The sequence below is a fragment of the Amycolatopsis sp. NPDC058278 genome, from assembly GCF_042881395.1.
Lineage (GTDB): Bacteria > Actinomycetota > Actinomycetes > Mycobacteriales > Pseudonocardiaceae > Amycolatopsis.
This window is the reverse complement of record NZ_JBHVXZ010000045.1, coordinates 17,568-41,351: the sequence shown is the minus strand read 5'-3', so window position 1 is coordinate 41,351 and position 23,784 is coordinate 17,568. Positions and strand designations below refer to the sequence as shown.

Here is a 23,784-nt window from a genome sequence, read left to right as displayed (position 1 = left end):
GTTAATTAATGCTGCCTAGCCTTCCGGCCATGCCTCGCAGTGCACCGGCAAGGGCGCCAATCACCAGCCCCGCGGCCGGGACCGTGTTCACCACGGTCCTCACCGAAGGGCCGGTTTCGCGCGTCGACGTCGCCCGCCGCACCGGGCTCTCCTCGGCGGCGGTCACCAAGGCCGCCCGGCCCTTCATCGAAGCCGGTTACCTCGAAGAACTCGCCTCCGGCGGCCGCACCGCGCCGGGTGCGGGACGTCCGGCGAACCCCCTCGCGATCCGCCCGGACCGCGAGTACTTCGTCGGCGTCAAGATCACCGGCGACGACCTGATCGGCGTGGTCACCGACCTGCGCGCCGACGTCCGGGCCAGCGCCCGCCACGCCCTGACCAGCCACGACGTCGGCCACGTCGTGCAGGCGCTGGCCGACCTCGTCGGCGAGCTGCTGACCGGCGACCTCCGCGAGCGCGCCTACTGCCTGGGTGTCGCGGTGTCCGGCGACGTCGACCGAGCGTCCGGCGTCGTCCGGTACTCGCCGTTCCTCGGCTGGCGGGATGTTCCCCTGGCTTCACTCCTTGAAGCGGCCACGGGGCTCGCGGTGACTTTGGAAAACGACGTCAAGGCCCTCGCCGTCGCCGAGCAGTGGTTCGGCGAAGGGGTCGGCGCGTCGTCGTTCGCGCTGGTCACCGTGGGGACGGGGATCGGCAGCGCGCTGGTCGTGAACGGCGGTCTGGTCCGTGGCGCCCACGGCGTCGCGGGCGAGATCGGGCACGTCCCGGTCGCCGACGACGGGCCGCCGTGCCACTGCGGTGGCCAGGGCTGCGTCGAGGCGATCGCGTCCACCGAAGCGATCCTGACGCGCGCCCGGCAGGTCACCGGCGAACCCGCGCTGTCGATGGACGACGCCGTGACACGCGCTCGTGGCGGCGACGAGCCGCTGCGGGAGGTCTTCGCCGCCGCGGGCCACGCGATCGGCCTGGGGCTGGCCGCGCTGGTCAACCTGTTCGGCCCGGAACGGGTGGTGGTCTCGGGTGAGGGCGTCGCCACCTACGACCTGTTCGAGGAGCAGATCCGCCGGACCTTCGCGGTCCAGGCGTTCGCCAGCGCCGCCCGGTGCGGTCTGGTCATCCGGCCCCTGCCGTTCGAGGAGTGGGCCCGGGGCGCCGCCGCCGTCGCCGTCCAGAGCCTTTTCGCGTCCGACAGCGTCTAACGAGACACCTCGTGAGCCCATGAAAGAGCGCCTCTTCGGGGGCGAAGACCACGCTGCGGCAGTGGTACCACGCGTACGGCAAATCCGGGACGCAGCAGGCGGTCCACCGTGCCGTCCCACGGCTCGAGGTTGGTCCGGATCGGCTGAGCGCTGCTTTCGAAGGGGACTTTTCCCGCGGCTGTCGCGAGAAAAGTCCCCTTCGCCGTGCGTGCGTCATCCATTGGGTGGAAGACGTCTGGTCGGGCCACCGTTCGCCGTGCTATGTTCGGTGACAGAACGAGTGTGCGTGATGCGAACGGATTCGGAGCGTGGGATGGCAGAGCTGCTGTCACTGGAGGAGGCCGTGGCCCGGCTGGTGCACGACGGCGACACCGTCGCGCTCGAAGGGTTCACGCACCTCATCCCGGTCGCGGCCGGGCAGGAGATCATCCGGCAGCGCCGCCGGGATCTCACTTTGGTGCGGATGACCCCCGACATCGTGTACGACCAGCTCATCGGGGCGGGCTGCGCGCGCAAGCTGATCTTTTCCTGGGGCGGCAACCCGGGCGTCGGCTCGCTGCACCGCTTCCGCGACGCCGTCCAGCACGAGTGGCCGGTGCCGCTGGAAATCGAGGAACACAGCCACGCCGGCATGGCGAACCGGTACGTCGCCGGCGCGTCCGGCCTGCCGTTCGCGGTGCTGCGCGGCTACACCGGCACCGACCTCCCGGCGCAGACCGCCACGATCAAGCCGATCACCTGCCCGTTCACCGGCGAGAAGCTGACGGCGGTCCCGGCGCTGAACCCGGACGTCTCGATCGTCCACGCCCAGCGCGCCGACCGCTCCGGCAACGTCCAGATGTGGGGCATCACCGGCGTCCAGAAGGAAGCGGTACTGGCGGCGAAGCGGTCTCTGGTGACGGTCGAGGAGATCGTCGACGAACTGGCGCCCCGCCCGGGCGCGGTCGTGCTCCCGGCGTGGGTGGTCACGGCGGTGGCGGAGGTCCCGGGCGGCGCGAAGCCGTCGTACGCGGCGGGCTACTACGAGCGGGACAACTCGGCGTACCAGGCCTGGGACAAGATCGGGAGCGACCGCGAAGAGTTCACGAAGTGGCTGAACGAGCTGACCGGGGTGACGGCATGAGTGCCCAGTACTCCTCCGACGAGATGATGAGCGTGGCGGCGGCCCGCGCCCTCGGCGACGGCATGTCCTGCTTCGTCGGCATCGGCCTGCCGAGCAAGGCGGCGAACCTCGCCCGCCGCGCGCACGCGCCGAACCTGACGCTGATCTACGAATCCGGCTGCCTGGGCGCGAAGCCGTCCCGCCTGCCGCTGTCCATCGGCGACGGCGAGCTGGCCGACACGGCGGACGCGGTGATCAGCGTGCCGGAGGTGTTCAACTACTGGCTCCAGCCCGGCCGCATCGACGTGGGTTTCCTGGGTGCGGCCCAGCTGGACAAGTTCGGCAACATCAACACGACGGTGATCGGCTCGGACTACCACGACCCGAAGGTCAGGCTGCCGGGCGCGGGCGGCGCCCCGGAGATCGCGGCCTCGTGTGGCGAGGTGTTCATCGTCCTGCGCCAGAACCCCAGGGCTTTCGTGGAGAAGGTCGACTTCGTGACGTCGTTCGGCCACGGAACCGGCAAGGGCGACCGCGAGAAGCTCGGCCTCCCCGGCCAAGGCCCGACACTGGTGGTGACGGACCTGGGCCTGCTGCGTCCCGACCCCGAGACCGCGGAGCTCACCCTGACGCAGCTCCACCCCGGCGTGGACCTCGACAGCGCCATTGCGGCCACGGGGTGGAAACTGAAGGTGGCCGACGACCTCGAGACCACCCCGGCGCCCACGGAGCAGGAGCTGACCCTCCTGCGAGACCTGGAGAAGGCAAGCGCATGACCGACGTCTACATCCTCGACGCGATCCGCACCCCGTTCGGCCGCTACGGCGGCGCGCTGGCCGGCGTCCGCCCCGACGACCTCGCCGCCGGAGTCCTGCGCGCTCTGGCACAGCGCAACGACCTCGACCCGTCCACAGTGGACGAAGTCACCCTCGGTGACGCGAACGGTGCGGGCGAGGACAACCGCAACGTCGCCCGCATGGCCGCTCTCCTCGCCGGCTGGCCCACGACCGTCCCCGGCAGCACGGTCAACCGCCTCTGCGGCTCCGGCCTCGACGCGGCCATCCAGGCCAGCCGCGCGATCCAGACCGGCGACGCCTCCCTCGTCGTCGCCGGCGGCGTCGAGTCCATGACCCGCTCGCCGCTGGTCATGCCGAAGCCGGAGAAGGCGTTCCCCACGGGCAACCAGACCCTGTACAACACCGCGCTCGGCTGGCGCATGGTCAACCCGGCGATGCCCTCGCAGTGGACGATCTCCCTCGGCGAGTCCACCGAGCAGCTCGCCGAGCGCTACGGAATCGGCCGCGACGAGCAGGACGCCTTCGCCGCCCGCAGCCACGTCAACGCCGCCAAGGCGTGGGACGAGGGCTTCTACGACGACCTGGTCGTCCCGGTCGAGGGCGTCGACCTGGCCCGCGACGAAGGCATCCGCCCGGACTCCAGCCCCGAGAAGCTCGCCAAGCTGAAGCCCGTGTTCCGCAAGGAAAACAGCACCGTCACCGCGGGCAACGCCTCCCCGCTGAACGACGGCGCCTCGGCCCTCCTCCTCGGCGACGAGGCGGCCGCGAGCCGCCTGGGCAAGGCCCCGCTCGCCCGGATCGCCGGCCGCGGCGCGGCCGGCGTCGACCCGGACGTCTTCGGCATCGGCCCGGTGCGCGCGGCGGAGATCGCCCTCGAACGTGCCGGCATCGGCTGGGACGACCTGGCCGCGGTCGAGCTCAACGAGGCGTTCGCCGCGCAGTCGCTGGCCTGCCTGCGCGACTGGAAGGACCTCGACCCGGAGATCGTGAACACCCACGGCGGCGCGATCGCCATCGGGCACCCGCTCGGCGCGTCCGGCGGCCGGATCCTCGGCACCTTGGCGCACGACCTGCACCGCCGCGGCGGTGGCTGGGGCCTGGCTGCCATCTGCATCGGCGTCGGCCAGGGGCTGGCCGTCGTCCTCGAAGGTCGATAAGGGAGAGAAACGTGGCCACTCCGACCGAATTCCGGCTGCCGCGCTACGGGGAAGACCCCGAAGGCACCCACCCGCCCCTCGACTCCAGCGGCTACCGCTCCACGGCGCTGCGGCACCCGAAGCAGGACCTCGTCCTGCTCCCGCAGATGCTGACCGAGGTCACCGGCCCGCTGCTCGGGCGCGGCCGCCTCGGCGAGCACGACAACGACCTCACCCGGCAGCACGCCGGCGAACCGCAGGGCCAGCGCATCATCGTCACCGGACGGCTCCTCGACGGCGAAGGCCGCCCGGTGCGCGATTCGCTCGTGGAGATCTGGCAGGCGAACGCGGGCGGCCGCTACCGGCACACCGGCGACCGCTGGCCGTCCCCGCTCGACCCGAACTTCGACGGCGTCGGCCGCACCCTGACCGACAGCGACGGCCGCTACACCTTCACCACCATCAAACCCGGCGCCTACCCGTGGAAGAACCACGACAACGCCTGGCGCCCGGCGCACATCCACTTCTCGGTGTTCGGCTCGGCGTTCACCCAGCGGCTGGTCACCCAGATGTACTTCCCGGACGACCCGCTGTTCTCCCAGGACCCGATCTTCAACTCGATCCCGGACGAGAAGGCCCGGCAGCGGATGGTGTCGCGCTACGACCACGACATCACGCAGGCCGAGTGGGCGCTCGGGTTCCAGTTCGACATCGTGCTGCGCGGGCGCGACGCGTCGGTGTTCGAAGAGGAAGAGGACGAAGACGAATGACCAAGCTGCTTCCGACCCCTTCGCAGACCGTCGGCCCGTACCTGTCGATCGGGCTGCCCTGGCCCGACGGCCCGCACGTCGTGCCCGAGGGCACGCCGGGCGCGTTCTGGATCCGCGGGACCGTCCGCGACGGCAACGGCGACCCGGTCCCGGACGCCATGATCGAGACGTGGCAGGCCGACCCGGACGGCGGCTTCCGCCACCCGGACGACCCGCGCGGCGCGGCGAACGGCGAGTTCCGCGGCTTCGGCCGCTGCCCGACGGAGACCGACGGCACCTACGGGATCCTCACCCTGCTCCCGGGCGTCGTCCCCGGCGAGGGCGGCACCCCGCAGGCGCGGCACATCGACGTCTCGGTGTTCGCGCGCGGCCTGCTCCACCGGGTCGTCACGCGGATCTACTTCGAAGACCAGGACAACGCGGGCGACCCGGTGCTGGCGACGGTGCCGGAGCAGCGGCGCGGCACGCTGATCGCGGCGAAGACCGGCGACGGCTACCGCTTCGAGGTGCGGCTGCAGGGGGACGGCGAGACCGTCTTCTTCCGGGTGTGAGGCCCGTGAGTGCCGTGAAGCTGCACCGGGTCGTGGACGGACCGGGGGACGGGCCGGTGGTCGTGTTCGGCGGGTCGCTCGGCAGCGACCTGCGGATGTGGGAACCCCAGGTCGCGCCGCTGGTGGAGCGCGGGTTCCGGGTGGTCCGCTACGACGCGCGCGGGCACGGCGCGTCGCCGGTGCCGCCGGGGCCCTACGAGCTCGGCGACCTGGGCACCGACGTCCTGGCGCTGCTCGACGAGCTCGGCGTCGAGCAGGCCCACCTCGTGGGCCTGTCGCTCGGCGGCATGACGGGGATGTGGCTCGGGGTCCACGCGCCGGATCGGGTCGCGAGCCTGGTGTTGTGCTGCACGTCCGCGAAGCTCGGGCCGCCGTCGATGTGGGTGGAGCGGGCTCGCACGGTCCGCGCCGAGGGCACCGCGGCGGTGGCCGAGGCGGCCGTGCAACGCTGGCTGACCCCGGGGTACATCGAGCGGCACCCGGAGCGGGCCGAGTTCCTCCGCGCGATGGTCGCGGCGGTCCCGGCCGAGGGTTACGCGGCCTGCTGCGGCGCGATCGAGCGGATGGACCAGCTCGACTCCCTGCCGAAGATCTCCGCGCCGACCCTGGTGATCGCGGGTGCCGACGACCCGGCCACGTCCCCGGACGAGCACGCGCGGCCGATCGCCGAGGGCATCCCGGGCGCGCGGCTGGAGGTCGTGGCGAACGCCGCGCACCTGGGCAACTTCGAACAGCCGGCGGAGTTCACCCGGCTGATCCTGGACCACTTGGAGCGAGCGTGACGGACCGCCACGAGCAGGGCATGAAGGTGCGGCGCGAGGTGCTCGGCGACGAGCACGTCGACCGCGCGGTCGCGGGCACCACGGACTTCAGCCGCCCGTTCCAGGACTACATCACCGAGGGCGCGTGGGGTTCGGTGTGGGCCCGCGACGGCCTGGACCGCCGCACCCGCAGCTGCGTGACGCTGGCGGCGCTGACGGCGCTGCAGGCGCACAACGAGCTGGCGATGCACGTCCGGGCGGCGGTCCGCAACGGCCTGACGGCGGCGGAGATCAGCGAAGTCCTGCTGCACACCGCGGTCTACGCCGGAGCACCGGCGGCGAACGCGGCGTTCGCCATCGCCCAGCGCACCCTGGCCGAGCTCGGCGAGCCGAGCGCCCTGCCCGCCGACGCCGGATAGGGTGCCGGGCATGGACGTGACGAGGCCGCCGTTCGACGTCCGGCTGGACAGCGAACCGGCGCACCGCGGTGCCCACCACGTGCAGTCGCTGGAGCGCGGGCTGGCCGTGATCAAGGCCTTCCACGCGGGCGCGTCCGAGCTGACGTTGAGCGACGTGGCCCGCGCGACGGGCCTGACGCGCGCAGCGGCGCGAAGGTTCCTCCTCACTCTGGCCGACTTGGGCTACGTCCGCACCGACGGCAAGTACTTTTCGCTGACGGCCCGGGTGCTGGAGCTGGGCTACGCGTATCTGTCGAGCATGACGCTGCCGGAGGTGGCCCAGCCGCACCTGGAGCACCTGTCCACGGGCGTCCACGAGTCGAGCTCGGTCTCGGTGCTGGAGGGCACCGACATCGTGTACGTGGCGCGGGTGGCGGTCTCCCGGATCATGACGGTGAGCATCAACGTGGGCACCCGTTTCCCGGCGTACGCGACATCGATGGGTCACGTCCTGCTCGCGGGGCTCAGCGAGGCGGAGCTGGAGCAGTACTTCCTGGTGGCGAGCCTGGACCGCCTGACGGACCACACGCTGACGGCCCCCGGCCACCTGCGCACGGAGCTGGCCAAGGTAGCCGACCAGGGCTGGGCGATGGTGGACCAGGAGCTGGAGGAAGGCCTCCGATCGGTGGCGGCCCCGATCCGCGGCCGAACGGGCCGGGTAGTGGCAGCGGTCAACCTGTCAACTCACGCAAGCCGCACAACGGCAGAGTCGGTGCAGAGAGAGCTGCTCCCACCCCTGCTGGAGACGGCCCGCGCCATCGAAGCGGACCTGGCGGTCGGAGCCCCGGACCACGCCCGTGGCTGACCGGCCGCCCCACAAGGCGCCCGCGCCCGAGCACCCAACCCCACGGCCGACGCCCACCGCACGGCGCCCGGAGATACGACTGGGCAGCCCGGCGACGATGCCGAACCCCGTCGGGCAGCAGCAGGCGGTGCGGATCGGCCAGCCGGCGGCGACCACGCCGAAGCCCGTCGCGCGGCAGCCGGCGGCGCGGGTGGCCGAGCTGCTGACCCGCACTCCACCCCCAACCGACCAAGCATCAGCCCTACCACCCACACCTCCACCACCGCCCGCGGCTGGCCCGACCGCACCTACCCTGACCGCCGCCGCGGCAGGCTCCTCCTCATGACCGGCCCTTCTCCTCGGCCGGTCGCCGGTCTCCTGCTCGCCGCCGGTGCCGGTCGTCGCTTCGGCGGCCCGAAAGCCCTCGCGCAGCTCGACGGCGAACCGCTCGTCCTCCGTGCCCTCCGCACCCTCGCCGCGGCCGGGTGCGATCCCGTGCGGGTCGTTGTCGGGGCCTCCGCCGATCAAGTCCGGGCCCTTCTGCCCGATCCCGCCCAAACCGTCACTGCCGAAGACTGGGCGACCGGCATGGGCGCCTCCCTGCGCGCCGGTCTGGCCTCGCTCCGGCGAACCGAACACACCGAACACACCGAACACACCGACCAGCCCGTCGCCGCGCTCGTCCACCTCGTCGATCTCCCCTGGGTGGGCCCCGACATCATCGCCCGCGTCACCGCCCACGCCTCCGCCGAAACCGTGGCCCGCGCGGCCTACGACGGCGTTCCCGGCCACCCCGTGCTGCTCGGCCGGCGCTGGTGGGGCGAGGTCGCCGGCGCCGCCCGGGGTGATCGCGGGGCGCGGGATTGGCTCGCCACCCGTGCCGACCTCGCCCTGATCGAGTGCGGTGACCTCGGCAGTGGCCGAGACGTCGACCGCCCCGGTGATCTGGCGGGTCCCGCGTGAAGACCTACGATCGACAGCGTGACGGACTCGCCCGAAGAACTCGCCGCCGCCCTCGAGGCGACCGGTTACCTCGCCGATGACGGGCTGGCGACCGCCGGCTTCCTCGCCCTGCGGATGGGCCGCCCGCTCTTCTGCGAGGGCGAGCCCGGCACCGGCAAGACGTCACTGGCCATGGCCCTGGCCACCGCGCTGGAGCGGCCGCTGATCCGCCTCCAGTGCCACGAAGGCATCGACGCCGCCCAAGCCCTCTACGAATGGGACTTCCCGCGCCAGCTCCTGCACCTGCGCGCGCTCGAGGCGGCCGGGGAGGGGCACCTCGACGTCGAGGCCGCGGAGCGCTCGCTCTACACCGAGCGGTTCCTGCTGGCCCGGCCACTGTTGCAGGCCCTGATCACCGCGCCGTGCGTCCTGCTGATCGACGAGATCGACCGCGCCGACGACGAGTTCGAAGCCTTTCTCCTGCAGTTGCTCGACGAACACGCCGTGACCATCCCCGAGTACGGCGAAGTCCGCGCCGAGCATCCCCCGCTGGTGGTCCTCACCTCCAACCGGACCCGCGAGGTGCACGACGCGCTCAAACGCCGCTGCCTCTACCACTGGCTCGAACACCCGGGCCTGGTGCGGGAGGTCGAAATCCTGCGCCGTAGGATCCCGCGGGTAAGTGAAGCTCTGGCTCGGCAAATCGCTGAAGCGGTGCATCGGCTCCGGGAAATGGACCTGCTGAAACCGCCGGGAGTAGCGGAGTCGCTCGATTGGGCGCGCGCTCTATTGACACTTCAGCGTGACGAGCTGGACGCGGCAACGGCGGCACGAACGCTCGGAGCCGTCCTGAAATACAGCGAAGACCTCGACCGGGTCCGGGCGAAACTCGACGCCTTGTTCGCCTGACCGCCCGGGTCGGGGACGGGGTGTGGTCGAAGCGAGGGAGAACCTGCGGATGAGCGTGGCGGAGACGACGGAGACGAGGCCGCCGTCCGAATCGGAGCCCGATCGGCCGGGGCCGGCCGGGCCGGCGACCGCCGGGCGGACCTGGCGGGGGAAGCTCGCCGCCGTGGCCGCGGTACTCGGGGGCACCGCGCTGATCGCCGTGCACGCCTCCCTCTACGGTCACTGGCTGATCGACGACGCGGCCATCACGTTCGCCTACTCGCGCAACGTCGCCGACGGCTTCGGGCCGGTGCTCCAGCCCGGCGCCGCGCCGGTCGAGGGGTACTCCAACCCGACCTGGATGATCCTGCTCGCGCTCGGCAAGCTCGTCGGCCTGTTCGACCACGGCACGCTCTTCGGCGTCTCCGACCAGATCCTCTTCCCGAAGGCGCTCGCGCTGGCCTGCTGTGCCGCCATCCTCGTGCTGTTCTACTTCGGTGCCAAGGTGCTCAGCCGCCGCCCGGCGCTGATCACCTTCATCGCCGGGGCCGCGCTCGCCGCGATCCCGTCGTTCGTCATCTGGTGCTTTTCCGGACTGGAGAACTCCTTCTACGCGCTCACCGTCGCCGCGCTCGCGGTGGTGATCGTCCGCGCGGTCCACAGCGGCCGGCTCCTCGACACCCAGATCGCCCTCGGCACCGGGCTGATCGCCATGCTCGCCGCGCTGACCCGGCCCGACGGGATCATCTACGCCGGCGCGTACCCGATCGTCGTCCTGCTGTTCCTCAAGCGGGAGCTGCTCGGCCGCAGCGTCCGCGCGGTCGTCCTCTCCGTCGCCGGCTTCGCCGTCCCGTACGGCGCCTACCTGGTCTTCCGCTGGGTCGAATTCGGCCGCCTGGTCCCGAACACCGCCGTCGCGAAGGGGCAGGAGCCGCCGACGGTCGAGGACCTCGCCCGGCCCGGTGAGATCGTCTCCTACGTGGGCTGGCTGGTCGTCGCGGTCGCGGTCGCGTGCCTGGTGATGCTGCTGGTCCGCCCGTCGCGCCTGCGCACCGGGCTGATCGCCCTGATGGTGCCGTTCGGGCTCACCGTGGTCGCCTACATCGTCCTCGAGTTCGACTGGATGGGGCAGCTGCGCTTCGCCACCCCGGTCTGGACGCTCGGCGCGTTCGGCGGCGCGATCGTGGTCGTCGAGGCGCTCGCCGCGGCCCGCCTGCGCGGCCGGATCGCGCTCGCGTGCCTGCTCGTGGTGGCGCTGGTCAGCTCGGTGAGCGGGCTCCGTGACCAGGGCGGGTCCTACCGCGCCAACGTCAAGACGGCGATGTGCATCGTCGCCGAGCGCGACGCCCGGACCATCAACGGCCTCGCGGACATCCTGAAGCTGCCCGATTCCGCCCAGGTCGGCCTGATCGACCTCGGCGGGACGTCGCTGGGCAGCCGCATCCGGGTGCTCGACCTGGCCGGCCTCGGCGACAAGCAGGTCGCCGACTACCTGCACGAGTCCGACGTGACCGGCGTCCGCAACTACGTGTTCAACCAGGCCAAGCCGGAGCTGGTGACGTTCATCGGTTCGTGGATCACCACACTGGGCTTCGACCAGGACCCGCGGTTCGAGCGCGAATACGCGACGATCTTCGTCCACCCGCCGATCGGCAACCTGACCGTCGATTCGCGCAACTGGGTCAGCTACCACGTCCGCCGCGACCTGATCGACGACGCGAAGCTCGCGGAACTCAAGGCCTACACCCAGCAGACCCTGCCGCCGCTCCTGGAGCTGAACAAGGGGGCCGGGCTGCGTGGCTGCGCGAACATCCAGCCCGGCTTCAAGGCCGCTGCCTGACTCCGAAAACGGCGCGCCCGCCTCGATGGTCCACAAAGGACCGCCGAGGTGGGCGTTTTTAATTGCGTTGCCGCTCCCGGCGGACTGAGGCATCCTTCTTTTCACCACAGGACAGCACGCCACACCGAGAGGAGGAGATCGTGCCCCGACGGCAAGACCGGAACCGATGCGGCGCGATCTCCCGCGTCGTTCGCTGAAATTCCTTTTCTTTCCGAAAAGCTCTTCGCGCCCACCCGCCGCTACCTTGGGTCGGCCGCGGCGAAGAGCGCGGTCTGCGCGCCCGTCCGGGGAGGGGCGTGTGCGCAGACCGCCCTTGTCCCGGTAGCTCAGCAGGACAGAGCGCGGCGCTACGAACGCCGAGGTCCGAGGTTCGAGTCCTCGCCGGGACGCCACACAGCCGGGCAAACGAGCGCACAATGGAGACATGACCACGGTCTCCGATCCGGTAGCGGGGTACGCCGGGTTCGCCGCCGCGTTGCGCGAAGCCGGTGTCGCCTGCGACGCGCACCGCGTGCAGGCGTACCTCACCGCCGTCGCCGAGATCGACGTCGCCGAGCCGACCCGGCTGTACTGGGCGGGGCGGCTCACCCTCTGCTCGAGCCCCGACGACCTCCCGTGCTACGAAGAAGCCTTCAGCCAGTGGTTTTCGATCGAAACCCCCTCTGCGCGCCGCGCGACGTCGGCCGCGCCCAAGAAGGCCAGGATCGCCCCGCTGGGCGCGGCCGAAGGCGCGGACGCCGAGGGCGGGGAGGGCCACGACCAGCTGAAAGTCGCCGCCAGCGCCCACGAAGTCCTGCGCCATCGCGACCTCGCCGAGCTGACCACCGCCGAACGCGAACACCTCCGCGAGCTGCTGGCCACCCTGAAGCCGGTGCTCCCGCGGCGCCCGGCCGCCCGGCGGACCCCGTCCCGGCGGGGCCGCCTCGACCCGTCGCGCACGCTGCGCGCCATGCTGGCCAGCGGCGGCGAGCCCCTCAAGCTCGTGCGCGCCCGCCGCGGCAGCCGGCCGCGGCGGGTGGTGCTGCTCATCGACGTCTCCGGCTCGATGAGCCCGTACGCCGACGCCCTGCTGCGGTTCGCCCACGTCGTGACGCGGGCCGCGCCGCCGTCCGTCGAGGTGTTCACCCTCGGCACACGGCTGACGAGAGTGTCGCGCCAGCTGCGGCAGCGCGATCCCGAACGCGCGATGCTCGCGGCAGGCTCGGCCGTGCCGGACTTCGCCGGCGGGACCCGGCTCGGCGAGACGCTCCAGGCGTTCCTCGATCGCTGGGGCCGGCGCGGGGTGGCGCGCCGCGCCGTGGTCACGGTGTTCTCCGACGGCTGGGAGCGCGGTGACACCCGCTTGCTCGGCGAGCAGCTCGCGCAGCTGCGCCGGCTCGCACACGCCGTATTCTGGGTGAATCCGCACGCCGGCCGTGCGGGCTACGCTCCGGTCCAGTCGGGCATCGTGGCCGCGCTGCCCCACATCGACCGGCTCCTGGCCGGGCACACCCTGGCCACCTTGGAACGACTGCTCGGGGAGATTTCCGATGCGTGACGTACTCGACGACGTGTTCCGCCGCTGGTCCGACGGCGAGACGGTCGGACTCGGCACCGTGGTCGCGACCTTCTCGTCGGCGCCGCGCGCGCCCGGCGCCGCGATGGTCGTCGCCCCGGACGGGACCGTCGCCGGCAGCGTGTCCGGCGGCTGCGTCGAAGGCGCGGTCTACGAACTCGCGCGGGAAGTCGTGGCCGAGCGCAAGCCGGTGCTGCAGCGCTACGGCGTCACCGACGACGACGCCTTCGCGGTCGGCCTGACCTGCGGCGGGATCATCGACATCTACGTCGAGCACGTCGATCGCGACTCGATGCCGGAGCTCGGTGAGGTCGTCGCGTCGGTGCGCGGCGGCGAGCCGGTCGCGGTCGTCACGATCATCGAGCACGAACGCGAAGGCCTGGTCGGCGAGCACATGATCGTCTGGTCGGACCGCACCGCGGGCTCGCTCGGCTCGTCGCGGATGGACGACGCGGTGGCCGACGACGCGCGCGGCCTGCTGGCCAGCGGCCGCACCGGCACCCTGCACTACGGCCCGGACGGGCAGCGCCGCGGCGAGGGGATGGCGGTGTTCGTCAACTCCTTCGAGCCGCCGCCCCGGCTCCTGGTTTTCGGCGCGATCGACTTCGCCGCCGCGATGGCGCGCATGGGCGCCTACCTCGGTTACCAGGTCACGGTGTGCGACGCGCGGCCGGTGTTCGCCACCGCGAGCCGCTTCCCGGACGCGCACGAGGTCGTCGTCGACTGGCCGCACCGCTACCTGCGGGCGGAGGCGGACGCCGGCCGCATCGACCAGCGCACGGCGATCGCGGTGCTCACCCACGACCCCAAGTTCGACGTGCCGCTGCTGGAGGTCGCGCTGCGCCTGGACGTCGGGTACGTCGGTGCGATGGGATCCCGCAAGACCCACGACGACCGTTTCTCGCGCTTGCGCGAAGCGGGGATCACCGAGGCGGAGCTGGAAAGGCTGTCGTCGCCGATCGGTCTCGACCTGGGCGCGCGCACGCCGGAGGAGACGGCCGTGTCGATCGCGGCGGAGATCATCGCGCTGCGGTGGGGCGGCGGCGGGAAGCGGCTGGCGGAGCTGTCGGGACGCATCCACGGCTGACTACGCCGGGTGGCCCACAAAGTTCACCCGGCCGGACTTCCGCACCTGCGGAGTTGCGTCGTGCTTCGACGGGTATCTGCGGAGCAGGTAGTTGAACGTGTGACATCAGGCCTTGTCTGCGCCAAGGTCGCGTAGCACGCTCGGGTCTGTGAGCCCGATCACTGTCGGGCAGGCCGTTCCCGAACCGGCTTTTGGAGGCCTGATGCGCATCACCGTCACCGTCGACGGGACGAAGTACACCGACGAAGTCGAACCCCGCACCCTCCTCGTGCACCACCTGCGAGAGCGGCTCGGCAAGGTCGGCACCGTCGTCGGCTGCGACACCAGCAACTGCGGCGCCTGCACCGTCCACCTCGACGGGCACAGCGTGAAGTCCTGCTCCGTGCTGGCCGTGCAGGCCGACGGCTGCGAGGTCACCACCGTCGAAGGCCTCGCCCGCGACGGCAAGCTGCACCCGGTGCAGCAGGCTTTTCACGACAACCACGCGCTGCAGTGCGGGTTCTGCACGCCGGGGATGATCATGCAGTCGATCGACCTGCTGGCCGACAACCCCGACCCGGACGAGCAGGCCGTCCGCGAGGGCCTCGAGGGCAACCTCTGCCGCTGCACCGGCTACCAGAACATCGTCCGCGCGGTCCGCGACGCCGCGAAGCACATGAGCCCCGGGGCCGGGCCCGAAGCCGAGCGCATCGCCGAGAACAAGCACGTCGGCGTGGGTGGTGACTGATGACCGCCACGATCGAACCGGAGGTCGGGAAGTCCCGCCGCCGCAAGGAGGACGAGCGGCTGATCACCGGCCGCACCCGCTGGACCGACAACATCACGCTGCCCGGCCTGCTGCACATGGCCGTCCTGCGCAGCCCGTTCGCGCACGCCAAGATCGTCTCGATCGACACGTCGGCGGCGAAGAACGCGGCGGGCGTCATCGCCGTCTACACCGCGAAGGACCTCGACCCGGACGGCGCGATCGGCATGCCCTGCGCGTGGCCGATCACGCCGGACATGAAGGCGCCGCGCCGCCCGGTGCTCGCCTCCGACACCGTCAACTTCGCCGGTGAGGGCGTCGCGGTCGTCGTCGCGCGGTCGTCCGCCGAAGCGCACGACGCGCTCGAGGAGATCGACGTCGAGTACGACGAACTGCCGGTCATCCTCGACATGGAAGCCGCCATCGCCGACGGTGCCCCGCTGGTCCACGAGGACCTGGGCACCAACACGAGCGCGGTCTGGAAGTTCGACTCCGGCGAGGCCGGCACCGGCGGCAACGTCGAGGACGCGATCAGCTCGTCGGAGGTCGTGCTCAAACGCCGCTTCCGCCAGCAGCGGCTCATCCCGGCCTTCATGGAGCCGCGCGCCTGCGTCGTCGACCCGACCAGCACCCAGATCACCATGTGGTCGGCCACGCAGGTCCCGCACATCCTGCGCGTGATGTCGGCGCTGACCCTCGGCATCCCCGAGCACAAGCTGCGCGTGATCGCCCCGGACGTCGGCGGCGGCTTCGGCGGCAAGATCGGCGTGCTGCCGGAAGAGATGATGTCGCTGCTCGTGGCGCAGAAGCTCGGCAAGCCGGTCAAGTGGAACGAGACGCGGTCGGAGACGATGCTCGCCGCGCACCACGGCCGCGACCAGATCCAGGACATCACCATCTCGGCGACCCGCGACGGCCAGGTCACCGGCCTCAAGGTCGAGCTGCTCGCCAACCTCGGCGCGTACAACGGCCTGGTCGGGCCGGGTGTGCCGATCCTCGGCGCGTTCATGTTCAACGCGATCTACAAGATCCCGGCGTACCACTTCGCGTGCACCAACGTGTACACGACGACGACGCTGACCGACGCCTACCGCGGCGCCGGCCGCCCGGAGGCGACGTTCGCGATCGAGCGGATCATGGACGAGCTCGCCGTCGAGCTCCGCATGGACCCGATGGAACTGCGCGAGAAGAACTGGATCAAGCACGACGAGTTCCCGTTCACGACCGTGTGCGGGCTGACCTACGACTCCGGCAACTACGAGGCCGCCACCGAGAAGGCGAAGCAGCTCTTCGACTACGACGGCCTGCGCGCCGAGCAGGAGAAGCGCCGCGCGTCGAAGGACAAGGTGCAGCTCGGCATCGGCATCTCGACGTTCACCGAGATGTGCGGGCTCGCGCCGTCCCGGGTGCTCGGCTCGCTGGACTACGGCGCCGGCGGCTGGGAGTACGCCTCGATCCGGATGCTGCCCACCGGCAAGGTCGAGGTGACCACCGGCGCGTCCGCGCACGGCCAGGGCCACGAGACGGCGTGGAGCCAGATCGTCGCCGACCAGCTGGGCGTCGCGTTCGAGGACGTCGAAATCCTGCACGGCGACACGCAGTCGTCGCACAAGGGCATGGACACCTACGGCTCGCGGTCGCTGGTGGTCGGTGGCATCGCCGTCATCAAGGCCGCGGAGAAGGTGATCGCCAAGGCCAAGCCGATCGCGGCGCACCTGCTCGAATGCGCCGAGGACGACCTGGAGTTCGCGAACGGCAAGTTCACCGTGAAGGGCACCGACACGTCCACCTCGATGGGCGACGTCGCGCTCGCGGTGTTCGCGGCGCACAACCTGCCCGACGGCGTTGAGCCGTCGCTCGACTCGGACGCCACGTTCGACCCGGAGAACTTCTCGTTCCCGCACGGCACGCACCTGTGCGCCGCCGAAGTGGACACCGAGACGGGCCGGATCAAGCTGCGCTCGTACGTCTGCGTCGACGACGTCGGCGTCGCGGTGAACCCGCTGATCGTCGAGGGCCAGGTGCACGGCGGGCTCGCGCAGGGCATCGCGCAGGCGCTGTTCGAGGGCACCGAGCACGACGAGGGCGGCACGCTCACCACGGGCACGTTCGCCGACTACCTGCTGCCGTCGGCGGCCGACCTGCCGTCGTTCACCACCGACCGCACGGAGACACCGTCGACGACGAACCCGCTCGGCGCCAAGGGCGTCGGCGAGGCGGGCACCATCGCGTCGACCCCGGCGGTGGTCAACGCGGTGATCGACGCCGTCCGGCACTTCGGCGTCGACGACATCGAGATGCCGCTGACGCCGATGCGGGTGTGGCACGCCATCCAGCACGGCACCACCGACGCGGGCGGCCCCGGCCGCGGCGAAGCGGGCGGCGGCCTCGGTTCCATCGACGCCACCGGAGGTGCGCAGTGATCCCGGCTCCCTTCGACTACGTCCGCCCGTCCACAGTGGACGAAGCGGTGCAGGCCCTGGCCGCGGCGGGCGAGGACGCCAAGGTGCTGGCCGGCGGGCAAAGCCTGCTGCCGGTGCTGCGGATGCGGCTCGCCACGCCGACCACGCTGATCGATCTCGGGCGCGTGGCCGAGCTGCGCGGCGTCCGCGAGGACGGCGACACGCTGGTGATCGGCGCGATGACGACGCACTACGACGTCCAGCGGGACGCCTTGGTGGCTTCGCACGCGGCGTTGCTCAAAGAGGCGACGGACACGGTGGCCGACCCGCAGATCCGCCACCGCGGCACGCTCGGCGGCGCGATCGCCCACGCCGACCCGGCCGGCGACCTGCTGGCGCCGGTGCTGGCGCTGGACGCGTCGCTGGTGGTGGCCGGGCCTTCGGGGCGCCGGACGGTCCCGGCCGCGGAGTTCTTCCGCGACCTGTTCACCACCGCGCTGGCTCCGGACGAGCTGCTGGTCGAGATCCGCGTCCCCAAGCACACGGGGTGGCGGGCGCACTACGAGAAGTTCAACCGGGTCGCCCAGGCGTGGTCGATGGTCGCGGTCGCGGTCACCGTCCGCACCGAGGCCGGCGTCATCGAGGAGGCTCGTGTCGCGCTGACGAACATGGGTTCGACACCGGTCCGGGCCACTGGTGTCGAGGCGGCGCTGGTCGGCGTCCAGGCCTCGCCGGACTCGATCGCCGCGGCGGCATCGCACGCGGCGGAGGGCACGAATCCGCCCGTCGACAGCAACGCCGACGTCGAATACCGCCGTCACCTCGCGGAGGTGCTGACGGGCCGCGCGATCGCGGCGGCGGCCGGAGCCTGACGCACGCCCGGGGGCCGCGCTCGTCCGGCGAGCCGCGGCCCCGGGGCGGCTAGGGTGGGGTGCGGACACCCCAGGTTCGGCAGAAAGGAGGTCGGCCCGTGCGGCTCGACCACGAATTCACCGTCCCGGCTCCGCTCGGCGAGGTCTGGCAGGCGGTCGTCGACCCCGAGCGCGTCGCCCCGTGCATGCCCGGAGCGTCGCTGACCAAGGTAGAGGGCGACAAGTTCAGCGGAACGGTGAAGGTCAAGCTGGGCCCGATTTCTTTGCTGTACAAGGGCAACGGTGAGTTCCTCGAGAAGGACGAAGCCGCCCGCAAGGTGACGATCAAGGCTTCGGGCAAGGACTCCCGCGGAGCGGGCACGGCGGCGGCAACGGTGACGCTGACGTTGACGGAGACGGACGGCGGAACCCACGGATCGGTGTCGACCGACCTGGCGATCACGGGCAAGCCGGCCCAGTTCGGCCGCGGGCTGATCAGCGAGGTGGGCGGCAAGATCCTCGACACGTTCGCGGGCTGCTTGTCGGGCAAGCTGGCCCCGCAGGAGCCCACTGCGGCGGCCGAGAAGACGGCGGCGCAGGGGACCGCCGCGAGCGCCCCGGCGGCGGCTGCCCCTGCCGCGGCGGCGGGGAGCGCTCCGGCGCAGGGGACCGCAGCGCAGGCGGCTCCGGCTGGGGATGCCTCGGCGCAGAGTGCCGGCTCCGGGAACGCCCCGGTGCAGGGGAGCGCCCCGGCCCCGGCCGCGGCGGCCGCCCAGCCGGTGGCCGAACCGGCCGCGAAGCCGGTGCCGGAGCCGGACGCGCCGACGGCCACGTCCGAGCCGGTGGCCAAGCCGGCACCGACCACCCCGGAGATCAACACCGAGCCGAAGGCGAAGCCGGCGGACCGCCCGGCGTTGCGCAGCGTCCCGGCACCCCCGGAGACCGAGGCGATCGACCTGCTCGACTACGCGGGCAAGTCGGTGCTCAAGCGGGTGGCCCCGGTGCTGCTCGCTATCGCCGCGGTGGCCGGCCTGGTGGCGATCGTCCGCGCACTCCGCAAGTGAGCCGGCCCCCTGTGGACGGCTCGTGTGGACGCCACGGGTCGGTGCCCGCTGGTGAGCCGCTGAGCTGCGCCGGTCTGCTCGGCATGGATTGTCGGAGTGGTCTGTTGGTGGGCCGCTGAGCTGCGCCGGTCTGCTCGGCATGGATTGTCGGAGTGGGCTGTTGGTCAGCCGCTGAGCTGCGCTGGTCTACTCCGCGCGGGTTCTTGCAGGGCGCGGCCCGCAAGTCGCCGAGGTGGCGCTGCCGTTGCGGGGGTGGGTTTGGTGGCCGTTGTTCGCGCTGCGCGAGTGAGCCGCGATTTCGCGGGGTGGCGCCGTCGCCGCGGCCGGCGTGCCCCGATGGTCATTCTTCAGTGAGGTGCTGACCTGCGCTGATCTACTTTGGGCGGGTCTTTGCGCAGGTGCGTTGCCGGCAATTCCCCCGGACTGGCGACGCGGGTCGCCGGAACGGCTACGCTGGGCTACCTGGTCGGCCGAACTTCGCGCAAGGGGTACGTCACGATGCCGGTTTGTCGCGTCTGCGGCCTCGGCTCTTGAGAGCCCAGGTCGCCGTGCGCCGGGAAGCGCTTTCCACCTGGCCGGGGTGGCCCGCGCGATGGGCGATGTGGGGTGGTGCGAAGACCCGCTGGATCGCCTACGCCCTCGGCTGTGAACTGCTCGCCGTTATCGCTACCGGGACGGCGCTGGCCACCGGGTTCGGTGGGCCCGTGCGTCCGGGGTGGTTCGCCGTGCTGGTCGCCCTCGGCGTCGCTCAAGCCGAGATGTCGCGCCGCATCGAACGGGTGCGACGGTGGATGAGCGGGCAGATGCACATCAACGTCACTTCCGTCTGGTACCTCGCCGGGGTCGTCCTGCTCCCGCCGGCGTGGGTGGCGCTGCTGGCCGTCGTGCTCTACACGCACCTGTGGGTGCGAGTGTGGCGACAGGTCCGTACCCGGCCCGCCCACCGCTTCGTGGCGAGCACGGCGTGGGCGATGCTCTCCTGTTTCGCTGCTTCCTCCGTTCTCGCGGTGTCCGGATTGCACGGGACGCCCCTGCAGACGCCGCGCGGGTTGTTCGCGCTCTGCCTGGCAGCCGCGGTGTTCGAGCTGGTGAACGTCGGCCTCGTCGCGGCCGGCATCTACCTGTACACGAGCCAGCGCTCGGCGGCCGACCTGATCGGCACCTGGGAGGACAACGCCTTCGAGCTGGCGACCCTCTGCCTGGGCGGGCTCGCCGCCCTCGCGCTGGTCGAGCAGCCCGTGCTGGTGGTGTTCGTCGTGGCGCCGTTGCTGCTGCTGCACCGGTATCTGCTGTTGAAGCAGCAGCTGCAGGTCGCGGCCGTCACGGACGAGAAGACCGGGCTGCTCAACACCGCCGGCTGGCACGAATCCGCGACGCGCGAGCACGCCCGGGTGCAGCGTCGCGGCGCCACCGGGGGCTTCGCGGTGCTGATGATCGACCTGGACCACTTCAAGCGCATCAACGACACCTACGGCCACTTGACCGGTGACGACGTGCTGGCGGCGGTCGCGGTGGCGATCTCCGGTTCGGTGCGCCAGGGCGACACGGTGGGCCGGTTCGGCGGCGAGGAGTTCGTGGTGCTGCTGCCGGGCATCGGCCGCGCGGACGTGCTGGCGATCGCCGAGCGGGTGCGGGTGGCGGTGGGCGAGCTGAACGTGGTGATCTCGACGGGTACGGGGACGGTCCGGGTGAGCGGCCTTTCGGTGTCGATCGGGGTCGCGCGGCACCCGGACGCCGGGCCGACCCTCGATGACGTGCTCCGCACTGCTGACGCGGCGCTGTACCGGGCCAAAGAGGCCGGTCGGAACCGGGTCGCCGTCTGAGGTGTGGCGGGCTCGGGAAGCCCCGGAGGGCGGCTCCGGGCGGAGTGGGCCACGGGCTGGTGCCACCGAGGTAAGCAAGCCTCGAGGCGGGGGACCGGCCGAAGGGTGGCTCGTGATGGAAGCGGAAAGGGACCGCTCCAGCCGGGCCGCCGCTGTGATTCAGCACGCGAAATACCTCTTCGCGCGAGGTGTTGCACCTTTCATGAGCGGCGCTGATCACGAGACGGACGTGGTGGTCATCGGGGCCGGGCAAGCCGGGTTGTCCGCTGCCTACCACCTGCGGCGGGCCGGGTTCGCCAACCGGACCGGGTTCGTGGTGCTCGACCACGGGAAGCGGGCCGGGGGTGCCTGGCAGTACCGGTGGCCGTCGCTCGTCCTCGGGAAGGTGCACGGCATCCACGACCTTCCCGGCATGGCCTTCGGCACTCCGGACGTCACGCGGCCCGCCTCCGAGGTCGTCTCCGAATACTTCGCGCGCTTCGAAAGCGTTTACGATCTCCCCGTGCTCCGGCCCGTCGACGTCCAGTCCGTGACGCGGGCAGGGGAGCGGCTGGTCGTCTCGAGCCCCGCCGAGTCCTGGGCCGCACGAGCCGTCATCAGTGCCACCGGGACCTGGGACCGTCCCTTTTGGCCGCGCTATCCCGGCCAGGAAACCTTCGCCGGGCGCCAGCTGCACACCGCCGACTACACCGGACCCGAGGACTTCCGCGGCCGGCGGGTGGTCGTGGTCGGCGGTGGGTCGTCCGCCGTCCAGCTGCTCATGGAATTCGCTCCGCTCGCCCGCGCCACGGCATGGGTCACCCGTCGGCCGCCCGTGTGGCGGGACGAGCCCTTCAGCGAGAACTGGGGACGCAACGCCGTCGCGCGGGTCGACGAGCGGGTGCGCGCGGGCCTGCCGCCCGAAAGCGTCGTCAGCGTGACCGACCTGGCCGTGACGCCGGAGGTGCGGGCCGCCCGCGCCGCCGGGATCCTCGACCGGCGGCCGATGTTCGAGCGCATCACGCCCGGCGGCGTCGCCTGGGCGGACGGCTCGCACTTCGACGCCGACGTGATCCTCTGGGCCACCGGCTTCCGCGCGGCGATCGACCACCTCGCGCCGCTGCACGTCCGCGAACCCGGTGGCGGCATCCGGATGGACGGCACGCGGGTCGTGCTGGAACCCCGCCTGCACCTGGTGGGGTACGGGCCGTCGGCGAGCACGGTCGGGGCCAACCGGGCTGGCCGGGCCGCCGTGACGGAGATCCGGAAACTGCTGACTTCGGAGCGGTGAAGGTCTTCGCCGGAAGGCGGAGGCGCGGGTCGTAGGAGCCATAAGACCCACGCTACCGAACATCTGTGCGAACACCATCGCTGAATCGGGTGGTCTTCCGGAAGGGAACCTTTCCGTTGTGGGACAACAGAAAGGACGCCGGCGTCACGTCAAGGCCATCCCCGGAACGCGGGCCCGGATCGCCGCCATGGTCGCCTCGTCCGAGATGCCCTGCCAGTCGTACCGCGGCGTGTACGGCTCCGTGAGAGTGCGTACGTCCTCGTCGGTCAATGCGACGTCCAGCGACGCGATCGCGTCGTCGATCTGCTGAATCGAACCGGCGCCGACCAGCGGAGCCGTGACGACCGGCTGCCGGTGGAGCCACGCCAGGGCGATGGCCGCGCGGCTCACGCCGTGGGCCGCCGCCACCTTTCCGACCGCCTCGACGATCGCGCGGTTCGATGCCTCTTCCGCGGGCGAATACAGCAGGTCCGCGTAAGCCCCGTCGGTGCCGGAACGCGCCGTCGACTTCGCGTCGTCCCAGGCGCGGCCCAGCCGGCCGCGGGCCAGGGGGCTCCAGATGGTCGTGCCCACACCCTCGTCCAGGCACAGGGGGAGCATTTCGCGTTCTTCTTCGCGGGCCAGCAGGTTGTAGTGGTCCTGCATGGACACGAACCGCGCCCAGCCGTGCTGCTTCTGCAGGTGCAGGGCCTTGGCGAACTCCCAGTCGAACATCGACGAATCTGGTAGAGGTCGACGTAGTCGGTGCCGAGCCGCCGGAGGCTGTGGTCGATCTCGGTCATGATCGCTTTGCGGGACAACCCTTTCCCGTTCGGGCCCGTTCGAGTACATGTTCGCGGTGTCGAAGAAGTTGATGCCCGCCTCGAGCGCGTGCTTGATCAGTGGCCGGGCCTGTTCCTCGCCGAGGGACCAGACGGGGTGGCCGCGGTCGGGCTCGCCGTAGCTCATCGCGCCGATCGCGACGGGTGAGACGTCCAGGCCGGTGGCGCCGAGCTTCACGTAACGCATGGGATTCTCACCCAGCGCAAGGCCGCCGCGCGCAACCGGGTCGCGATCATCGAGGCCGCGCACGAGCTGTTCGCGCAGAACCCGCTGGTTCCGCTGAGCGAGGTCGCGAAGCGCGCCGGCGTTGGCACCCTCTACCGCCACTTCCCGACCCGCGAAGACCTGATCCTCGGGGCCTGCCAGCACGACATCGAACGCCTGACGAGCACCGCCGACGAGGTGCTGGCCCGCCACTCGTCCGCGAAGGCCGCCTTCGTCGAGTGGTTCGAGACGCTGTCGGCCTACATCCGCATCAAGCACGGCCTCGGGGACGCGCTGCACAGCGCGGCCGCCCAGGAGCTGATCAGCGCTTCGTGGGCGCCGACCACCGCGGCGGTCAAGAAGCTCGTCGACGCGTGCGTGGCCGAGGGCACCATCGCGCCCGGGCACGACCCCGCCGACATCATCATGCTCATGAGTTTCCTGTGGCGGGTCGCGAACAACGAAGACGGCGCGGCTCAGGGGCGGCGGTTGATCGCTGCCGTCTTCGCAGGACTGCAAGCGCCTCCCGCCTGAAGAGCGGTCCCGGGACGCGGAGCAGTGTGCCGCTCATCGGCACACCCCGGTGAGCAGCGGAAATCGTGAAAAACTCACCCTCTTGACCGATTCAAGGACAAGACACGTCTTGTCAGCCGGAACGCGGTCTCGTTACAGTCCGAGTCGTTCCATTTGTTAGGAAACTTTCCTAACGGTTCAACCCGACGCCGCAGCCCAC

21 protein-coding genes, 1 tRNA gene and 2 pseudogenes are annotated in these 23,784 nt (G+C 71.4%); 23 read left to right on the top strand and 1 reads right to left on the bottom strand.

Annotated features, from left to right (window positions below; translation table 11 throughout):
* Nucleotides 1-29 precede the first annotated feature (29 nt).
* From ACFVYA_RS23720 to ACFVYA_RS23620, 21 genes are all read left to right on the top strand, one after another.
* A complete protein-coding gene (locus ACFVYA_RS23720) occupies nt 30-1,199 on the top strand; it encodes an ROK family protein (protein ID WP_387047955.1) in 1,170 nt (389 codons plus the stop codon).
* A gap of 313 nt (nt 1,200-1,512) precedes the next feature.
* Entirely contained in the window at nt 1,513-2,322 is an 810-nt protein-coding gene (locus tag ACFVYA_RS23715; protein WP_387047954.1) for a CoA transferase subunit A, read from the top strand.
* A complete protein-coding gene (locus tag ACFVYA_RS23710) occupies nt 2,319-3,077 on the top strand; it encodes a CoA-transferase subunit beta (protein ID WP_285989147.1) in 759 nt (252 codons plus the stop codon). Before ACFVYA_RS23715 ends, ACFVYA_RS23710 begins: the two co-directional genes overlap by 4 nt.
* The gene (locus ACFVYA_RS23705) at nt 3,074-4,255 is read left to right on the top strand and encodes a thiolase family protein (protein ID WP_387047952.1); all 1,182 of its coding nucleotides are present in this window, start codon (nt 3,074-3,076) and stop codon (nt 4,253-4,255) included. Before ACFVYA_RS23710 ends, ACFVYA_RS23705 begins: the two co-directional genes overlap by 4 nt.
* Nucleotides 4,256-4,266: 11 nt before the next feature.
* Nucleotides 4,267-5,004: a protocatechuate 3,4-dioxygenase subunit beta gene (gene pcaH / locus ACFVYA_RS23700; RefSeq protein ID WP_387047950.1), complete on the top strand. Its 738-nt coding sequence runs from the start codon at nt 4,267-4,269 to the stop codon at nt 5,002-5,004.
* On the top strand, nt 5,001-5,555 hold the full coding sequence (pcaG, locus tag ACFVYA_RS23695; protein ID WP_387047948.1) for a protocatechuate 3,4-dioxygenase subunit alpha: 555 nt from the start codon (nt 5,001-5,003) through the stop codon (nt 5,553-5,555). The genes pcaH and pcaG overlap by 4 nt, the downstream gene beginning before the upstream one ends.
* A 5-nt stretch (nt 5,556-5,560) precedes the next feature.
* Nucleotides 5,561-6,337 (top strand): 3-oxoadipate enol-lactonase, encoded by a 777-nt coding sequence (gene pcaD, locus ACFVYA_RS23690; protein WP_387047946.1) that lies wholly within the window; start codon nt 5,561-5,563, stop codon nt 6,335-6,337.
* A complete protein-coding gene (pcaC, locus tag ACFVYA_RS23685; protein WP_285989152.1) occupies nt 6,334-6,735 on the top strand; it encodes a 4-carboxymuconolactone decarboxylase in 402 nt (133 codons plus the stop codon). The genes pcaD and pcaC overlap by 4 nt, the downstream gene beginning before the upstream one ends.
* A gap of 10 nt (nt 6,736-6,745) precedes the next feature.
* Nucleotides 6,746-7,579, top strand: a complete 834-nt coding sequence (locus tag ACFVYA_RS23680; RefSeq protein WP_387047944.1) for an IclR family transcriptional regulator C-terminal domain-containing protein — start codon at nt 6,746-6,748, stop codon at nt 7,577-7,579.
* 321 nt (nt 7,580-7,900) lie between these two features.
* Nucleotides 7,901-8,521 (top strand): NTP transferase domain-containing protein, encoded by a 621-nt coding sequence (locus tag ACFVYA_RS23675; RefSeq protein WP_387047942.1) that lies wholly within the window; start codon nt 7,901-7,903, stop codon nt 8,519-8,521.
* Nucleotides 8,522-8,539: 18 nt separating this feature from the next.
* Nucleotides 8,540-9,409 (top strand): MoxR family ATPase, encoded by an 870-nt coding sequence (locus ACFVYA_RS23670; RefSeq protein ID WP_285989155.1) that lies wholly within the window; start codon nt 8,540-8,542, stop codon nt 9,407-9,409.
* A gap of 22 nt (nt 9,410-9,431) precedes the next feature.
* Nucleotides 9,432-11,228 carry a hypothetical protein gene (locus tag ACFVYA_RS23665; protein WP_387047940.1) on the top strand — a complete coding sequence of 599 codons (1,797 nt, stop codon included), beginning with the start codon at nt 9,432-9,434 and terminating at the stop codon, nt 11,226-11,228.
* Between the two features lie 315 nt (nt 11,229-11,543).
* Nucleotides 11,544-11,620 (top strand) — tRNA-Arg (locus tag ACFVYA_RS23660).
* Nucleotides 11,621-11,652: 32 nt separating this feature from the next.
* Nucleotides 11,653-12,765, top strand: a complete 1,113-nt coding sequence (locus ACFVYA_RS23655; RefSeq protein WP_387047939.1) for a VWA domain-containing protein — start codon at nt 11,653-11,655, stop codon at nt 12,763-12,765.
* A complete protein-coding gene (locus ACFVYA_RS23650; RefSeq protein WP_387047937.1) occupies nt 12,758-13,870 on the top strand; it encodes an XdhC family protein in 1,113 nt (370 codons plus the stop codon). The genes ACFVYA_RS23655 and ACFVYA_RS23650 overlap by 8 nt, the downstream gene beginning before the upstream one ends.
* Nucleotides 13,871-14,072: 202 nt before the next feature.
* Complete coding sequence (locus ACFVYA_RS23645) at nt 14,073-14,597, top strand: (2Fe-2S)-binding protein (protein WP_360169253.1); 525 nt, start codon at nt 14,073-14,075, stop codon at nt 14,595-14,597.
* Nucleotides 14,597-17,038: a xanthine dehydrogenase family protein molybdopterin-binding subunit gene (locus ACFVYA_RS23640; protein WP_387047935.1), complete on the top strand. Its 2,442-nt coding sequence runs from the start codon at nt 14,597-14,599 to the stop codon at nt 17,036-17,038. The genes ACFVYA_RS23645 and ACFVYA_RS23640 overlap by 1 nt, the downstream gene beginning before the upstream one ends.
* The gene (locus tag ACFVYA_RS23635) at nt 17,035-17,889 is read left to right on the top strand and encodes an FAD binding domain-containing protein (RefSeq protein WP_387047933.1); all 855 of its coding nucleotides are present in this window, start codon (nt 17,035-17,037) and stop codon (nt 17,887-17,889) included. Before ACFVYA_RS23640 ends, ACFVYA_RS23635 begins: the two co-directional genes overlap by 4 nt.
* Before the next feature lie 98 nt (nt 17,890-17,987).
* Entirely contained in the window at nt 17,988-18,932 is a 945-nt protein-coding gene (locus tag ACFVYA_RS23630) for an SRPBCC family protein (RefSeq protein ID WP_387047931.1), read from the top strand.
* 599 nt (nt 18,933-19,531) lie between these two features.
* Entirely contained in the window at nt 19,532-20,755 is a 1,224-nt protein-coding gene (locus ACFVYA_RS23625; RefSeq protein ID WP_387048012.1) for a diguanylate cyclase, read from the top strand.
* Between the two features lie 202 nt (nt 20,756-20,957).
* Entirely contained in the window at nt 20,958-22,025 is a 1,068-nt protein-coding gene (locus tag ACFVYA_RS23620; protein WP_387047929.1) for an NAD(P)-binding domain-containing protein, read from the top strand.
* 144 nt (nt 22,026-22,169) lie between these two features.
* On the opposite strand, the pseudogene ACFVYA_RS23615 reads toward ACFVYA_RS23620, so the two are convergent.
* A pseudogene (locus ACFVYA_RS23615) lies at nt 22,170-23,033 on the bottom strand (aldo/keto reductase).
* Nucleotides 23,034-23,036: 3 nt separating this feature from the next.
* Between ACFVYA_RS23615 and ACFVYA_RS23610 the strand changes: the two are divergent.
* Nucleotides 23,037-23,144: pseudogene (locus ACFVYA_RS23610) on the top strand (TetR family transcriptional regulator); the annotation flags it as partial.
* Nucleotides 23,145-23,249: 105 nt separating this feature from the next.
* A complete protein-coding gene (locus ACFVYA_RS23605; protein ID WP_387047927.1) occupies nt 23,250-23,585 on the top strand; it encodes a hypothetical protein in 336 nt (111 codons plus the stop codon).
* The last annotated feature ends 199 nt before the right edge of the window (nt 23,586-23,784 follow it).

Coding starts and splice junctions, on each gene's coding strand:
- ACFVYA_RS23710 (WP_285989147.1), top strand. CDS start 2,319: ATGAGTGCCCAGTACTCCTCCGACGAGATGATGAGCGTGGCGGCGGCC.
- ACFVYA_RS23645 (WP_360169253.1), top strand. CDS start 14,073: ATGCGCATCACCGTCACCGTCGACGGGACGAAGTACACCGACGAAGTC.
- ACFVYA_RS23705 (WP_387047952.1), top strand. CDS start 3,074: ATGACCGACGTCTACATCCTCGACGCGATCCGCACCCCGTTCGGCCGC.
- ACFVYA_RS23675 (WP_387047942.1), top strand. CDS start 7,901: ATGACCGGCCCTTCTCCTCGGCCGGTCGCCGGTCTCCTGCTCGCCGCC.
- ACFVYA_RS23720 (WP_387047955.1), top strand. CDS start 30: ATGCCTCGCAGTGCACCGGCAAGGGCGCCAATCACCAGCCCCGCGGCC.
- pcaG (WP_387047948.1), top strand. CDS start 5,001: ATGACCAAGCTGCTTCCGACCCCTTCGCAGACCGTCGGCCCGTACCTG.
- ACFVYA_RS23715 (WP_387047954.1), top strand. CDS start 1,513: ATGGCAGAGCTGCTGTCACTGGAGGAGGCCGTGGCCCGGCTGGTGCAC.
- ACFVYA_RS23625 (WP_387048012.1), top strand. CDS start 19,532: ATGTGGGGTGGTGCGAAGACCCGCTGGATCGCCTACGCCCTCGGCTGT.
- ACFVYA_RS23640 (WP_387047935.1), top strand. CDS start 14,597: ATGACCGCCACGATCGAACCGGAGGTCGGGAAGTCCCGCCGCCGCAAG.
- ACFVYA_RS23650 (WP_387047937.1), top strand. CDS start 12,758: ATGCGTGACGTACTCGACGACGTGTTCCGCCGCTGGTCCGACGGCGAG.
- ACFVYA_RS23620 (WP_387047929.1), top strand. CDS start 20,958: ATGAGCGGCGCTGATCACGAGACGGACGTGGTGGTCATCGGGGCCGGG.
- ACFVYA_RS23655 (WP_387047939.1), top strand. CDS start 11,653: ATGACCACGGTCTCCGATCCGGTAGCGGGGTACGCCGGGTTCGCCGCC.
- ACFVYA_RS23680 (WP_387047944.1), top strand. CDS start 6,746: ATGGACGTGACGAGGCCGCCGTTCGACGTCCGGCTGGACAGCGAACCG.